16 protein-coding genes are annotated in these 13,933 nt (G+C 61.5%); 9 read left to right on the top strand and 7 right to left on the bottom strand.

Annotation, left to right across the window (positions count from 1 at the left end; translation table 11 throughout):
- From yidC to ATN37_RS31785, 4 genes are all read left to right on the top strand, one after another.
- Complete coding sequence (gene yidC / locus ATN37_RS31800; protein WP_047272669.1) at positions 1–1,107, top strand: membrane protein insertase YidC; 1,107 nt, start codon at positions 1–3, stop codon at positions 1,105–1,107.
- A 20-nt stretch (positions 1,108–1,127) separates the two neighbouring features.
- Positions 1,128–1,691: a protein jag gene (locus ATN37_RS31795; RefSeq protein WP_003942504.1), complete on the top strand. Its 564-nt coding sequence runs from the start codon at positions 1,128–1,130 to the stop codon at positions 1,689–1,691.
- Between the two features lie 119 nt (positions 1,692–1,810).
- On the top strand, positions 1,811–2,137 hold the full coding sequence (locus tag ATN37_RS31790; RefSeq protein ID WP_054781443.1) for a hypothetical protein: 327 nt from the start codon (positions 1,811–1,813) through the stop codon (positions 2,135–2,137).
- Positions 2,138–2,392: 255 nt separating this feature from the next.
- Positions 2,393–2,884, top strand: a complete 492-nt coding sequence (locus ATN37_RS31785; RefSeq protein WP_218696094.1) for a DUF6301 family protein — start codon at positions 2,393–2,395, stop codon at positions 2,882–2,884.
- 70 nt (positions 2,885–2,954) lie between these two features.
- Here the strand turns inward: ATN37_RS31785 and ATN37_RS31780 are convergent, their stop codons facing one another.
- Positions 2,955–3,317 carry a hypothetical protein gene (locus tag ATN37_RS31780; RefSeq protein WP_218696093.1) on the bottom strand — a complete coding sequence of 121 codons (363 nt, stop codon included), beginning with the start codon at positions 3,315–3,317 and terminating at the stop codon, positions 2,955–2,957.
- A 720-nt stretch (positions 3,318–4,037) separates the two neighbouring features.
- On the opposite strand from ATN37_RS31780, the gene rsmG reads away from it, so the two are divergent.
- The 4 genes from rsmG to ATN37_RS31760 all read left to right on the top strand — a co-directional run bounded on the left by rsmG (position 4,038) and on the right by ATN37_RS31760 (position 7,782).
- On the top strand, positions 4,038–4,718 hold the full coding sequence (gene rsmG / locus ATN37_RS31775) for a 16S rRNA (guanine(527)-N(7))-methyltransferase RsmG (RefSeq protein ID WP_039973059.1): 681 nt from the start codon (positions 4,038–4,040) through the stop codon (positions 4,716–4,718).
- Between the two features lie 81 nt (positions 4,719–4,799).
- Entirely contained in the window at positions 4,800–5,801 is a 1,002-nt protein-coding gene (locus ATN37_RS31770) for a ParA family protein (RefSeq protein WP_003942510.1), read from the top strand.
- 1 nt (position 5,802) lies between these two features.
- The gene (locus tag ATN37_RS31765) at positions 5,803–6,843 is read left to right on the top strand and encodes a ParB/RepB/Spo0J family partition protein (protein WP_054188731.1); all 1,041 of its coding nucleotides are present in this window, start codon (positions 5,803–5,805) and stop codon (positions 6,841–6,843) included.
- A gap of 255 nt (positions 6,844–7,098) precedes the next feature.
- Entirely contained in the window at positions 7,099–7,782 is a 684-nt protein-coding gene (locus ATN37_RS31760; protein WP_003942495.1) for a hypothetical protein, read from the top strand.
- Positions 7,783–7,802: 20 nt separating this feature from the next.
- On the opposite strand, the gene ATN37_RS31755 is transcribed toward ATN37_RS31760, so the two are convergent.
- The 4 genes from ATN37_RS31755 to nox all read right to left on the bottom strand — a co-directional run bounded on the left by ATN37_RS31755 (position 7,803) and on the right by nox (position 11,834).
- The gene (locus tag ATN37_RS31755) at positions 7,803–8,993 is read right to left on the bottom strand and encodes an N-acetylmuramoyl-L-alanine amidase (RefSeq protein WP_218696092.1); all 1,191 of its coding nucleotides are present in this window, start codon (positions 8,991–8,993) and stop codon (positions 7,803–7,805) included.
- A gap of 128 nt (positions 8,994–9,121) precedes the next feature.
- On the bottom strand, positions 9,122–9,445 hold the full coding sequence (trxA, locus tag ATN37_RS31750) for a thioredoxin (RefSeq protein ID WP_003942530.1): 324 nt from the start codon (positions 9,443–9,445) through the stop codon (positions 9,122–9,124).
- A 38-nt stretch (positions 9,446–9,483) separates the two neighbouring features.
- Positions 9,484–10,491: a thioredoxin-disulfide reductase gene (gene trxB, locus ATN37_RS31745; RefSeq protein ID WP_003942521.1), complete on the bottom strand. Its 1,008-nt coding sequence runs from the start codon at positions 10,489–10,491 to the stop codon at positions 9,484–9,486.
- Positions 10,492–10,622: 131 nt separating this feature from the next.
- Positions 10,623–11,834: a 4,4'-dithiodibutanoate disulfide reductase gene (gene nox, locus ATN37_RS31740; RefSeq protein ID WP_007729131.1), complete on the bottom strand. Its 1,212-nt coding sequence runs from the start codon at positions 11,832–11,834 to the stop codon at positions 10,623–10,625.
- A gap of 98 nt (positions 11,835–11,932) precedes the next feature.
- Between nox and ATN37_RS31735 the strand changes: the two genes are divergently transcribed.
- Positions 11,933–12,499 carry a helix-turn-helix domain-containing protein gene (locus ATN37_RS31735; RefSeq protein WP_042920755.1) on the top strand — a complete coding sequence of 189 codons (567 nt, stop codon included), beginning with the start codon at positions 11,933–11,935 and terminating at the stop codon, positions 12,497–12,499.
- A gap of 9 nt (positions 12,500–12,508) precedes the next feature.
- On the opposite strand, the gene ATN37_RS31730 is transcribed toward ATN37_RS31735, so the two are convergent.
- Together ATN37_RS31730 and sigM are read right to left on the bottom strand one after the other, a co-directional pair.
- Entirely contained in the window at positions 12,509–13,225 is a 717-nt protein-coding gene (locus ATN37_RS31730) for a hypothetical protein (protein ID WP_064075697.1), read from the bottom strand.
- A 53-nt stretch (positions 13,226–13,278) separates the two neighbouring features.
- Positions 13,279–13,905 carry an RNA polymerase sigma factor SigM gene (gene sigM, locus ATN37_RS31725; protein ID WP_082931277.1) on the bottom strand — a complete coding sequence of 209 codons (627 nt, stop codon included), beginning with the start codon at positions 13,903–13,905 and terminating at the stop codon, positions 13,279–13,281.
- Positions 13,906–13,933 lie beyond the last annotated feature (28 nt).

The following is a 13,933-nucleotide window of genomic DNA, read 5'->3' as shown; positions in this document are numbered from 1 at the left end:
GTGCTCAATTTCATCTACTATCCGGTATCCGCGATTCTGTGGGTCTGGCACAAGGTCTTCGGGTTCATTCTCGGCCCGGACAACGGAATAGCCTGGGCGCTTTCCGTGGTGTTCCTGGTGTTCACCTTGCGTGCGGTTCTGTATAAGCCGTTCGTGAAGCAGGTCCGCACGACGCGTCAGATGCAGGAACTGCAGCCACAGATCAAGGCATTGCAGAAGAAGTATTCGGGCGACCGTCAGCGCCAGGCCGTCGAGATGCAGAAGCTCCAGAAGGAGCACGGATTCAACCCGATCATGGGCTGTCTCCCGGTCTTGGCTCAGGCTCCGGTGTTCATCGGTCTGTTCCACGTCCTGCGCTCGTTCAACCGCACCGGCACCGGCATGGGCCAGCTGGGCATGAGCGCCGAGGACAACCTCAACACCCCGAACTACGTCTTCTCGGCCACTGACGTCCAGTCGTTCCTGGATGCTCGTCTGTTCGGCGCGCCCATCTCGGCCGCGATCACGACGCCGGTTGCGCAGCTTCAGGCCTACGTCACCGAGAACGTTCCCGAGCTTCCGTCACGGCTGAACATCATTCTCGTGGCCGCTCCGCTGATGATCATCGCCAGCATCGCGACGCACTTCAACTCACGCGCTTCTGTTGCCCGTCAGAGCGAAGCAGCTGCCGCGAACCCGCAGTCCGCGATCATGAACAAGCTCGCCCTGTACGTCTTCCCGCTCGGTGTTCTGGTCGGTGGACCGTTCCTTCCGATCGCGATCCTCCTGTACTGGGTGTCGAACAACATCTGGACCTACGGTCAGCAGCACCTCGTCTTCCGCAAGATCGACGCGGAAGAAGAAGCCAAGAAGCAGGAAGCGATCACTCGCCGCAACGACAATGCGCCCAAGCCCGGTGCCCGTCCTGATCCCAGCAAGAAGAAGGGATCTCCGGCTGCGCTGAAGACCGCGGATTCAGCCGACGACGACGGTGACGCCCCGGAAGTTTCGCTCAAGAAGCCACAGCCGAAGCCCTCGGGTTCCGGTGGTGGTTCCACGTCGAAACCCAAACAGAACCGGCCACAGAGCAACCGCGGCAACTCCCCCAAGCGCAATAAACGGCGCTGATCCAGGAAAGAGAACGACCAATGTCCAGTGAAGCTGACATCGTTGTGGATGGAGAGAACGCAGACGTGAGCACCGAGACCACTGCGCCGGTTACCGATGTGGATGTAGACATCGACGATTCCGATGACGATTTGATCGAAGAGGGCGAGATCGCCGGCGACTACCTCGAGCAGTTGCTCGACGTTCTCGATTTCGACGGAGACATCGACCTTGACGTCGAGGGCGATCGGGCGATCGTCAGCATCGACGGCGGCGACGACCTGACCAAGCTTGTGGGACGTAAGGGTGAGGTTCTGGATGCTCTCCAAGAGCTGACTCGTCTGGCTGTTCAACAGTCGACCGGCGAGCGCAGCCGCTTGATGCTCGACATCGCCGGATGGCGGGCGGGCCGCCGCGAGGCACTCAGCGCTCTCGGTGCGGAAGCTGCACAGCGTGTTCTCGAGACCGGCGAACGCGAAGAGCTTGCTCCGATGACGCCGTTCGAACGCAAGATCGTGCACGACGCCGTCGCCAAGGTCGCCGGTGTTTCCAGCGAGAGCGAAGGCGCTGAGCCGTCTCGTCGAGTGGTTGTCCTCAAGGACTGACACTCCCCCCCTGATCGAATGCGGGCCCCGGATTTTCCGGGGCCCGCTTTTGTGTCCGAGAGTGTTTCACGTGAAACCGAATCCGGCGCCACGGTGAAGGTCTGCCTATCGTTGTCGACATGTCCAACGAGCGGTCCGGATTCTCTCTCAGATTGATGACCCTTGGGGCCTTGATAGGGATGCTCGTGTGCGGCCTGAGCTATTGGCCCGTGGTCTTCGAACTACAGCAGAAGATGGAAGTCCAGTCCTTTCCGCCGGGCGGTCTGAAGTATTGGCTCTGCTGGTTGTTGCCGCTGGGAGTAGTCGCCGTCGTATTCATTCCACTTGCACTGGCATGGCGATCCGGAAGACCGGTCATGCTCAGCTTCGCGATTGCCTTCTTGTTCGTCGGGGGTGCACTGTGCATGTTCGGATATTCGATCGACAACATGCCGTACTACATGTGAGCCCCTCCCCTCCCCCAGACCGAATAGTCGGCCTTCGTTTCACGTGAAACCGGATCGATGGTTGTTGCCCGAGCCCTCGAACTCCGACTCAGATTGCCACCACAATGGATCCCCGACCTGACGTCGTCAGGCCTGCTGGCAAGGTCGCCACCTCGGCGCTGGCATCCGATGACCGACAACCCGCGAGCCCTCACTTTGACGGCCCCCGGATTGGGGCGTCGTCAACAACGATCACGAAGGAAGTAGCATCCGCACATGCACGTCGACATCGAAGGCGCCACCCGGATTGCCCGCCTCGCCGCAGAATTTGACTGGACCTGGTCCGTCGACGACCTGGAACCCTTCTGCGCACAGGCTGGATGGGAGGTCGTTGAATTGGATCAGACCGGCGCCTCGATTCGGACCGGACTCCGTGTTGGTCAGTCCGAATCGATAATGTTCGGGCGGCAACAGAGAATGAATTGGATCTCGATCTTCGTCACGGACGTGGCAGATGACGCTACGCCCATGACAGTGGTGCGCCCGCTGCTGGACGAAGGGTTCACGAACCTCGATGTGGCATTTACCGCACTCCTGGGGACAGCCACGAGCGCCGAACCCGAACCAAAGACAGCTCTCCGGTGGGACCTGCCGAAAGCGGTCATTTCACTGCACCTGGGTGTCAATGCGATCGACTTGCGTCTGACGAGTCCGGGATATCAGGCATGGGTGGATGAGCCCGAACCGGAGTACGAGGACGAGGACTAGCGATCGAGGTCGGCGAGATCGCATCCGGTGCGGGAACAGGTTTGCGCGCTCCTCACACGAATCGGACCACTCACATCGAATGGGCTTCGTCGCCACGCAAAGTCGATGATGTTGTTGCGGGCTTCGGGGTGAGATCGGCGGCGACTACTTTGCCAAGCAAACCGGAATCGACATCGCCTACACGGGCTCCGGTCCATACACTGCGGACCGCGTCGGGGTAATCATGGGACCGCCTTGAGTTCGGTTGACTCGCGGGGTGTGCGATCGGCGTCGCGCCCACACCTGCTGCTGGTCTCGTCATGAGGGCGGATCCGGACTGTTCGAGGTGGAAGGACTTCGCTGTGCCCGGATCGAACTCGTAAGCGGTGATCTTGTTGGTTCCGGGTTCGGTATGCACCAACAGGTAGTCCTTGCCGTCCAACAACTCCTGCACCAAGCGCGGATCTTAATCGCGCAGATCCTGCAGCGCTTTCGAGTCCAGGCGCAGGAATTCATCCTGCGCATCGGGCAGGTCCCCTGCTCGACTTTGATCTTCCCGCCGACACCGGTATCCACATCGAAGGCGAACTCGCCATGCGCATCCTGTGATGCGAAGCTCCTTGGATTCGCGGTTTGTGATGCCAAGCCTCCGGCGTCCCGCAACAGGAGTGTCAAGCCGACGGATATATGGCTCGCAACAACCGGCGATGAGATACCGAAGCTGTCCGAGATCTGGAATCGAAGTCTGTTTTCCGAGTCGACCTACAGAGAGGATCTGACTGACCGAGTCCGTTCTGCAGTCCGACGTCGGCGATCTTTTGCAACGACTTTTTCATCGAAAATTGGTCTTTTTGGGTCAGAATTTCATCCATGTAACTACCCATGGCAGTTTCGTCACTGTGATGATACTAAGAATTGCGCTCCTATCTGCATTCGATCGCCCGGCTATGTTTCACGTGAAACGCGTCAGAATTGGAAGATTTTTCAGCGCAATGTTTCACGTGGAACGTGAACCCCTCCCCTCCCCCGCTTGAATTTTGGGCCGAATACTTCCCAAAGAATGAACGAGTCGGCAGACTCACAGCGAGTCGGTGTGCAGAAGCGAACACATGTCGGCTCCAGAGCGGATAATGATTTCGGTCTTGATTGTTGATTTCGCGGTTTACGCGGGAGGATGTTTCACGTGGAACAGAATGGTGCGGCGTCGGTTGACTGGGACGAACAAGAGACTGCGCGCGCAGTGTTCGGTGACAGATATGAGATCGCGGAACGGTATTACCAATCCCTGGCGACGGATGGTGTCGAGCGCGGGCTCATTGGTCCCCGTGAAGTCCCTCGACTGTGGGAGCGTCACCTTCTCAATTGCGCCGTCATCGGTGAGTTGATTGCCGAAGGCGAGTCGGTTGTGGACGTTGGAAGCGGCGCCGGCCTACCCGGTATCCCTCTCGCAATCGCCCGCCCGGACTTGAAGGTGACTCTGGTCGAACCGTTGCTTCGACGCTCGGTGTACCTCGCGGAGTTCATCGAGTCCAACGGATTGGACGTATTGGTTGTCCGAGGGCGAGCCGAGGAATCGGGTGTTGTGAAGGAAGCGGGCGGCGCGGATGTAGTCACCTCGCGAGCTGTGGCGCCTCTCGAGAAGCTCGCACGTTGGTCCCTCCCACTCATTCACGAGCACGGCCGGATGTTGGCACTCAAGGGTTCGAGCGCCTCCGAGGAGATCGAGCGAGACCGTACGGCGCTCACCAAGTTGGGCGCAGGTAAGTTGGAAATACTCGAATGCGGAGCCAAGATTCTCCGCACCCCCACTGTTGTGGTGAAGGCCGAACGTCTCCCGAAGCGCCGCCAGCGTTGATGATTTACACGCATGCAATCGAGAGCAATGTACAGATGATGAGAGCACCTAGTGATCGATTCCCAATCGAAGGAGCAGTCAATGTCGGGTCGATCTGAATCCGCCGTTTCACGTGAAACACCGAAGCAGCACACGAGTGCGGGTGCGGATCAGATCGTCAACGACGACGACAATTTCACCGCCCCCTACGCGGCGATCTCCTCGGAGGAGACCCCCATCGGGGCGGCCGCGCATCGAGCGAGCCAAGTGCTTCATCCCCATTCGGTGACGCTGCCGAAGCCGGCGTTCCGCCGCGTGATCACCATCGCGAACCAGAAGGGTGGCGTCGGCAAGACGACGACCACGGTGAACCTTGCGTCGGCGCTCGCTCTTCAAGGGCTCACTGTCCTTGTGGTCGATTTGGACCCTCAGGGCAACGCCAGCACCGCTCTGGGCGTCGTCCATACCTCGGGCACCCCGTCGAGCTACGAGCTGCTCATAGGCGAAGTGAAGGCCCCGGAGGCGATCCAGACCAGCCCGCACAGTGAGCGCCTTCTCTGCATCCCGGCAACGATCGATCTGGCGGGCGCCGAGATCGAATTGGTCTCAATGGTTGCCCGCGAGAATCGACTCAAAGGCGCGCTCAACGACAAGGTGCTCGCAGAGCTTGACGTCGACTTCGTCCTCATCGACTGCCCGCCCTCGCTGGGACTGCTGACCGTCAACGCGATGGTCGCTGCCAAGGAAGTTCTGATCCCGATCCAGTGCGAGTACTACGCCCTCGAGGGGGTCGGTCAGTTGCTCCGCAATATCGAACTCGTCCAGGCTCATCTCAACCCGGATCTGCATGTCTCCACCGTCCTTCTGACGATGTACGACGGGCGCACCAAGCTGGCCGACCAGGTCGCCGAAGAAGTACGCAAGCACTTCGGTGAGGCCGTTCTGCGCGCTGTGATTCCGCGCAGCGTGAAGGTGTCCGAGGCTCCCGGATACGGGATGACAGTTCTCGACTACGACCCGGGTTCGCGTGGCGCCATGAGTTACCTCGACGCCGGCCGTGAACTTGCCGCCCGCTCTGCCACCACGACGACCCAGGAGCAGTGAGATGAGTCAAGCACGCAAAGGTGGATTGGGCCGCGGCTTGGCTGCTCTCATCCCCACTGGGCCGGCCACGGCGCCGGGTCTGGGATCGGCTGCAGCGGACGTCGTAATCGGCGTCGACAAGCGCAACCCCTCCCCTCCCCCACCGACCAAGGCGGCCCCGAAAACGCCGAAAGCCACCAAGGCGTCGGCTGCGAAGGCTCCGGTGGAAGCTGAGCCGGAGACCGAACTCGAGCCGACCGGCGCGGTCTATCTCGAGATCGAACCGAGCCTGATCGAGACGAACCCGAAGCAGCCTCGCAGCGTTTTCGACGAGGAAGCACTCGCGGAGTTGGTTCACTCGATCCGCGAGTTCGGCTTGATGCAGCCGATCGTGGTCCGTCGTCACGGTGACAAGTACCAACTTGTCATGGGTGAGCGTCGCTGGCGCGCGAGCCAGGAAGCCGGGCTGGAGAAGATTCCGGCGATCATTCGTGAAACAGATGACGACTCGATGCTGCGCGACGCGCTCCTCGAGAACATCCATCGAGTGCAGTTGAACCCCCTCGAGGAGGCAGCGGCGTATCAGCAGCTGCTCGAGGAGTTCGAAGTCACCCACGAAGAATTGGCCAATCGGATCGGACGTTCGCGTCCCGTCGTGACCAACATGATTCGTCTGCTGAAGCTGCCGGTGGCGGTTCAGCGTCGCGTTGCGGCCGGTGTACTTTCGGCCGGCCATGCTCGCGCACTGCTGTCCCTCGAGGCGGGTGCCGACGCTCAGGAGGTCATGGCGGCGCGCATCGTCGCGGAAGGAATGTCTGTTCGCGCGACGGAGGAAGCAGTCACTCTGGCCAACCGGGCGGATAATGAGATCGCTCCCCCACAGAAGCGCAAGCCCATCGTGATGCCGGGTCTGCAGGATGTGGCCGAGCGGTTGTCGGACTCGTTCGACACTCGGGTGACTGTCAGTCTGGGCAAGCGGAAGGGAAAGATTGTGGTCGAATTCGGCTCGGTCGACGACCTACAACGCATCGTCGGAATGATGGAAGCACAGAAATCCAAGTAGAGAACTCGGATGCCCGTTTGGTGACGTAATCATGATGACCGGGCACACCACCTATTTTCGTCACTGTGACAAATCTAGGTGGTCCGAGCTTCTCGAAATCTTGAACCGGGACGAAAGATGTTGAACAGCAATACATTAGGGCGATCAACTCTCGTGCCACTGCCGACTTGTCGTAGCTGGCCTATCCTGGAGAAGAGAAAAGCAGCGGGCGAGCATCAAAACCGCTTCGGGGACCTACGGAGAGTGAGTTAGTCAGTGTCGACTCACGTCATCACCTCTCTCACACTCGACAGCCTCGATCAGCTTTCCGCCCATGCGCGCCGATGCGTGTTCTGGGAGATGGACCCGGGCGCGCTTCACGACGCCCGAGGATTCTGTGATCAGGAATTCGAGAAGGAAGCCTGGCTGTCGATGGTCATGCTCGAGTGGGGTTCGTGCGGACAGGTCGCCGTCCGCGACGGAAAGCCGCTCGGCAGTGCGTTGTACGCCCCTCCCCGCATGATCCCGCGCGCGCAACTGTTTCCCACCAGCCCGGTCAGCTCGGACGCAGTGCTTCTCACAAGCCTTCGCCTCGAGCCCTCGGGCATAGAGGAAGAACTAGGGCCGAGCCTGCTGGCCGCTGTCGTGACAGATCTGGTCCGACGAGGAGTTCGTGCGCTCGAGGCATTCGGTATCCGTAGCGGCGACTTGGGGCCAGCTTCCGACGTGGCCAGTGCAACGGCAGCTCTGGAATGTTCACCCGCAGAATGCATGATCAGTGCCGAGTTCCTCGAGGACTACGGTTTCGAGGTCGTGGCACCGCACCATCGTTATCCGCGCCTTCGTCTCGAACTCAATCGAGATCACGAATGGAAAGTCGACGTCGAAGAAGCCCTCGACCGTCTACTGAAGGCCGCAGCTCTCGAAATGGTGGAGATCAGCGAACTCGCCAGAGTGTGAGCAGGTGCCGACCGCAGGACCTACGAAATGCGGTCGGCTACCGAAAGTTCTTCTGCGAGAAGCTCGGCGAAGGTGAAGGTGCCGGTCGGCTGATCGTCTTGACCCAGTAGGTACAGCCGCTTGACCGAGATCAAGATGGCTTCGGCGATGGTGTCACGCATCCGCGGATTCGTCAGTACCGCAACGTCGGACGCGTTGGACAGGTAGCCGAGATCGATCTGTACCGTCGGCATGTTGGTCAGGCGCAACAACTCCCACGTTCGACCGTGAGTTCTGCAGTCCCGCAACGGAGTTCGCGCAACGATCTCGCGCTGAACGAAACCGGTCAACACCTGCCCGATCATCGAGACCGAACCGTGCGAATTTCCGAAGTGGAAGCTCGCGACGCCGTTCGCCGACGGGCTCGAGTTGCTGTCGCAGCGCAGGGAGATCATCAGATCGGCGTCGAATGCGTTGGACGTCAGCGCGCGCTCGGCCTCGCTCGGATCGGCGTTGTGCGGGCGGGAGAGGAAGGTTTCCATCCCGGTTGCTGCCATCCGCCCCTCGAGGCGCATAGCCAGATCCCACAGGATGTCGGCTTCGGAGATGCCGTTGACGATGGTGCCGGTGGACGGACCACCGAGGCCTGGATCGATGACGATGCGCTTGCCGCCCAGTTGCGGGCCCTTGCGCCGCACCAGTTCCTCTTCGCTGATCGCATGTGGGGAACCACCGGTGACGCGGGTTCCCAGAAGTTCCAGCGAACGGAGTGTCTGCGGTCCGCAGATACCGTCGGCGGCAATCCCGATTTCACGCTGGAAAGACGAGAGAGATTCGTGGGTCTGCGGGCCGAAGAAACCGTCGACCCGACCTGCGTAGAAGCCGAGGTCCTGCAATTTGGCCTGCAGAGCTGCGACGTCGTCGCCGTACAGCGGCGCAGAAAGCTGGTAAATCAACGTACGGGCGCCCAGGCGGTACGAGGCCTCGCGAAGTGACCGATAGGTGGCCGGGCCCACGATGCCGTCGACAAGGAGCCCACGCTGCTGCTGGAAGGCGCGAACGGCGCTGTCGAGTTGATGATCGAAGATGGCGTCGGGTGCAACCCAGTGGGCACCGTCGGCGCTTTCACGTCGAATAACGGAAGTTCCGTGATGGAGGTATCCCAGCTTCGTCAATGTGCCCCGAATCTCGGCGACGGCCGGGCCGTGATCGCCGTGTCGGAGTCTGTGCATGCGTGAAAGCCTCTCGGATCGGTTAACGAATTCGATCGATGTGCCTGGTCGTAGACCCGATCAGGCACATCGATCGATTATCTCAGAAATTCTGTGGATTGCGAGAATCCACGATGCTCATCCAGCCGTCAGAGAACGTCTGCGAGGTCCTTGAGCAGTGCGGCCTTGCCCTTGGCGCCGACGATCGTCTTGATCGGCTTGCCGTCCTTGAACAGGATCATCGTCGGGATCGACATGACCTGGAAATCGCGGGCGGCCGCCGGGTTGGCGTCGATGTCGAGCTTCGCGACGGTCAGCTTCTCGCTGTTCTCGCCGGCGATCTCCTCGAGTACCGGGGCGACCATCTTGCACGGGCCGCACCAGGTTGCCCAGAAATCGACCAGAACGGGCTTGTCGCTGCCCAGGACGTCCTGCTTGAAGGAATCGTCGGTGATGGTGACGGTATTCGACACTGTTACTCCTCGAGGGTTGGGTTCGACAGCTTGATGAATCAGGGAGCGCCGACGACGTCGACCGTGTGGCCGGCTGCGTCGAGCGTGTTGGCGGTGATGTCGCCGCGGTCGGCCAGCCAGCGTTCGGCGTCGATTGCTGCGGAGCATCCGGTGCCGGCAGCGGTGATCGCCTGGCGGTACGTGTGATCGACCAGGTCACCGGCAGCGAAGACGCCGTCGACGGAGGTCGCGGTGGAACCGGGAGCGACGCGCACGTATCCGGCGTCGTCGAGATCGACCTGGCCCTTGACGAGCTCACTGCGCGGGTCATGGCCGATGGCGACGAACATGCCGGTGATCTCGAGTGTGGAGGTCTCACCCGTGACGGTGTCACGAACGACGAGCCCGGTGACGCTGTTCTCGCCGAGGACCTCGACGGGCTCCGCGTTGGTCAGGAAGCGGATCTTCTCGTTGGCCTTGGCGCGCTCGAGCATGATCCGTGAGGCGCGGAATTCCTCGCGGCGGTGCACCAGGGTGACCGAGCGAGCGAAGCGGGTCAGGAATGTTGCCTCTTCCATCGCGGAGTCGCCGCCGCCGACCACGACGATGTCCTGGTCACGGAAGAAGAAGCCGTCGCAGGTGGCGCAGGCGCTGACGCCGCGGCCGAGGAGGCGTTCTTCACCGGGAATGCCGAGGTAACGGGCTGCCGCGCCCATGGCGAGGATGATCGCGTGCGCGGCGTACGTTTCGCCGTTCGCGACGACCGTCTTGATCGGGCCGCTGAGGTCGATCTCTTCGACGTCCTCGGTGCGGATGTCGGTATCGAAGCGAAGTGCCTGCTCACGCATCTGTTCCATCAGGTCGGGGCCCATGATTCCTTCGCGGAATCCGGGGAAGTTCTCGACCTCGGTGGTGGTCATGAGGGCGCCACCGAACTGGGTTCCCTCGAACAGCAGGGGCTGGAGCTCAGCGCGCGCGGTGTAGACACCAGCGGTGTATCCGGCCGGTCCGGAACCGACAATGATGACGTCATGGACCGCGGGCGTGTTTTCCAGCTGGGTGGTCATGCGAGCCTTCCAATAGTGAGTGCAGACCCTCCGCTTCTTGGAGAGCCGTACCGATCAACACCAGGATAAGGGGTGTTGTTCCCGCACTCCGCTGGAAAGTGGCTCACAGCCGGCAGCTCACAGCGCGGGACTCACGGGGCGGGGCGCGGTGCCTCCCGAACCACAAGCGCGTCCCGAACCACACAGCGCGTGCCGGTGTAGATGGTGGGCATGCACTTGTTGCAGTGGATACACAACCCCTCGTCGACGCTCTCGGCTTGGAATTTGTTGACCAGTTGTGGGTCCCTGAGGAGCGCACGCGCCATGGCGACGAATTCGAAGCCTTCATCCAGTGCGTGCTCGATGGTGTCGACGCGGTTGATGCCGCCGAGCAGGATCAGTGGCATCCTCAGCGCCTGTCGGAACTGACGGGCGAAGGGCAGGAAGAAGCCCTCCTCGAACGGGTACGTCGGAAAGAGTTTGGGACCGTAGAACTTCAGCCCGTACCCGACGAGTTTGGGTTGGGAGGCGACAAACTCAGCCAGTGGGACCTCGCCGCGGAAGAAGTACATTCCGTTGAGAAGTGAACTACCACCGGTCAATTGCATCGCGTCCAGATGGCCGTCGGCTTCGAGGATCTGGGCGATCGGCAGGCTCTGGTCGAGCCACAGACCTTTCGGCACCCCATCGGACATGTTGAATTTCGCGGTGACCGCCACGCTGGATCCAGCGGCCCGTCGCACCGCTTCGACGACTCGACGCGGATACTCGGCGCGCTTGGCGACGCTGCCACCGTATCGATCGTGGCGCTTGTTCAGATTGGGGCTCATGAACGAACTGAGGAGGTAGTTGTGGCCGAGATGGACCTCGATGGCGTCGAATCCTGCGTCCACGGCGACGCGAGCGGTCCGTTCGAAGTCGGAGACGACACCGTCGAGTTCGGCGAGTGTCGCGCCCTTGACGAGGCCCATCGCGGGCGGACTCAGCCGGGTCGACGGCGCCAGAGTCTTCGTCTTGTTGGAGAGCGTGTTGGCGACCAGTCCCGCGTGGCCGATCTGCGCCGCAGCAAGTGCGCCTTCGGCGTGGACGGCGTCGGTCAGTCTGCGTAGTCCCGGCAGCGCGCGCTCGTCCATGACAAGGGTGTCGCGGTGGACTCGTCCACCTGGTGAGACGGCGCAGTAGGCGACAGTGGTCATCGCGGCCCCGCCGCGGGCCACCTCGGCGTGGAAGTTGATCAGATCGTCCGAGACCGCTCCCCGGGGCATGACGCCTTCGAACGTTGCAGCTTTGACGATGCGGTTGCGCAAGGTCAGAGGGCCGAGACGTGCGGGTTCGAATATCGACGGTGTGGGCGCTGTGGTCATTTTCAACTTCCTGCGGCGGCCTGATCTTTACGATGCCAGTGGACTCGTAACTACGACGATATAGCGCCTACTCCCAATCTGTCCGACAATTCGACACGATGAATGCCACAGGATCAGGTCGCCCACGAGACCCACGCATCGACGACACAGTCCTCGAGGTCACCCGAGCGATGCTCCTCGAGGTCGGTTGGGATCAACTCAGTCTCCGGGCGATCGCGGCACGGGCAGGGGTCAGCCGAGCCTCGATGTCGCGGCGATGGCCGTCGAAGGCACATCTTGTTCTCGGGTCGATCCTGGGGGCGACACCGGACCTGACACCGTTCGAGGGCACCGATCGCGACGGCTGGATCCGTTGGGTGGTGGAGGGAAGTGCTCAGCTCTTCTCCCGTCCCGAGGTTCGCGCCGCGTCGCCAGGATTGCTGGCGGCCCTGCGCGACCACGACGACCTGCGCAACGAATTGTGGCGCGGGTTCAGTGGACCGAGTACGCAACTGTTCCTTCAGAACGCCGAAGATCCTGAATCGGCACTGCTCGATGCCAAGGCCGTGCTGGTATTGGCGGCCGGGGCAGCGATGTTTTCGAGTCTGATAGCGGTCGAGGATGATACGGACGCATTGCGTGGGAGAATTCTCGAGCTCTTACTCCCGGCGGCATCGCCGCGCTGACCGTCGACGTCAGCCGATGTTCTTGACCGACAACGTATTCGGATTCCCGTCGCTGCAGTTGATGCCGACAGTCAGTGCAGTGATCTGACGCGGCTGCGATCCAGTGAAGAGTAGGACTATCGCCGGCGCCCCGTCGATGCGAATCTCGCCGGAACCGAGTAGAGGCCGGCCCTCGTCGATGCCGTTGGCGCGTAGGCATCCGGCAAGTTTGGATGGATCATCCAGTGGTCCAAGGTTTTTGGATCCGACGAGTGAGAGCAGAGACGCCGAATCCGGATCGTCGACAGCAGACGTCGCCGGTGTGCTCGGTTGAGCGACAACACTTTCGGCAGGTTCGGAATCTCGGGTTCCGACAACAACGATCACGAAGGCTACCAACACGGCTGCTGCGGCACCGAGAACCCACGCTTGTGGGCGCCGCCGGAACGGCACGACAGCTGCCTCAGCTGGCGGCTCCAGCTGTTCTGACTGTAGATCCAGTGCCGAATTGATTCGCTCGGCAAGCGAATTCGGAATCCGTTCGTGAGTGGCCTTGCTCGAGTTCAGTGTCGCGAGTGATGCCGTGACGCCGTCAAGGGCGGTGACAAATGCATGGGCGTCAGGGTCTGCGTGTACCACCGGCCACAGAGCCGCACTGGTTTCGGAATCGAGAACCCCGGCGTGAAGATCTGCGAGTAGGTCTTCCGAAAACGGAGGCGACGGAACGCGAACAGACGGATCTGTCATGAACCCTCCCTCGGCAGTCGGTGCGGACCCTTACAAGATAGGACGCGGCCGGTTCACGAATGGTTCCCGCCTTCGCGAAAGTCCTCCAACTGGGCGGCGAGACGCTTGCGCGCGCGGGCGCAGCGACTCTTCACGGTCCCTACGGGTACTCCCAACCTCTCGGCGGCCTCGGCCACCGGATACCCCTCGACATCGACGGCGACGACGGCAGCACGCTGCTCAGGGGGCAGCGATGCCAGTGCCTGTTCGACGGTCAGGCTCATGTCCACTCCTGCCGCGTAATCGCGGTGATCGCGGGGTTCCTCCGCATTCTCGGAAGACAGAGAAAACGCGGCCCGCGATTTGTTGCGTCGGATCCGGTCGAGGCAGGCATTGACCACGATGGTGTGGAGCCAGCTGCGCACCGCCGCGTCACCGCGAAACTTCGCCGCCTTGCGGTGCGCGGAGAGCAGGCCTTCCTGGAGCGCGTCGGCCGCGTCCTCGTCCGAGTAGCTCGTACGCCGGGCAACGTGCCATAGATGATCCTGATGCCGGAGCAGTAGTTCACGGAACGCGTGTCGATCGCCCGCGACATGAGCGGTCAACAATTCGAAATCCGTCGCCTCGAGATTCTTGTTCTCGAGACTTCTGGATTCGAAATTTCCGGCTCCGCCCCCGGTGCCCCCCCGATAACTGTGCACGGGCGGATATTAGCCCAGTCGGTAGGTT

Source organism: Rhodococcus sp. MH15, from assembly GCF_019266045.1.
Classification (GTDB): domain Bacteria; phylum Actinomycetota; class Actinomycetes; order Mycobacteriales; family Mycobacteriaceae; genus Rhodococcus_F; species Rhodococcus_F qingshengii.
This window is presented reverse-complemented; position numbering and strand designations above follow the sequence as displayed.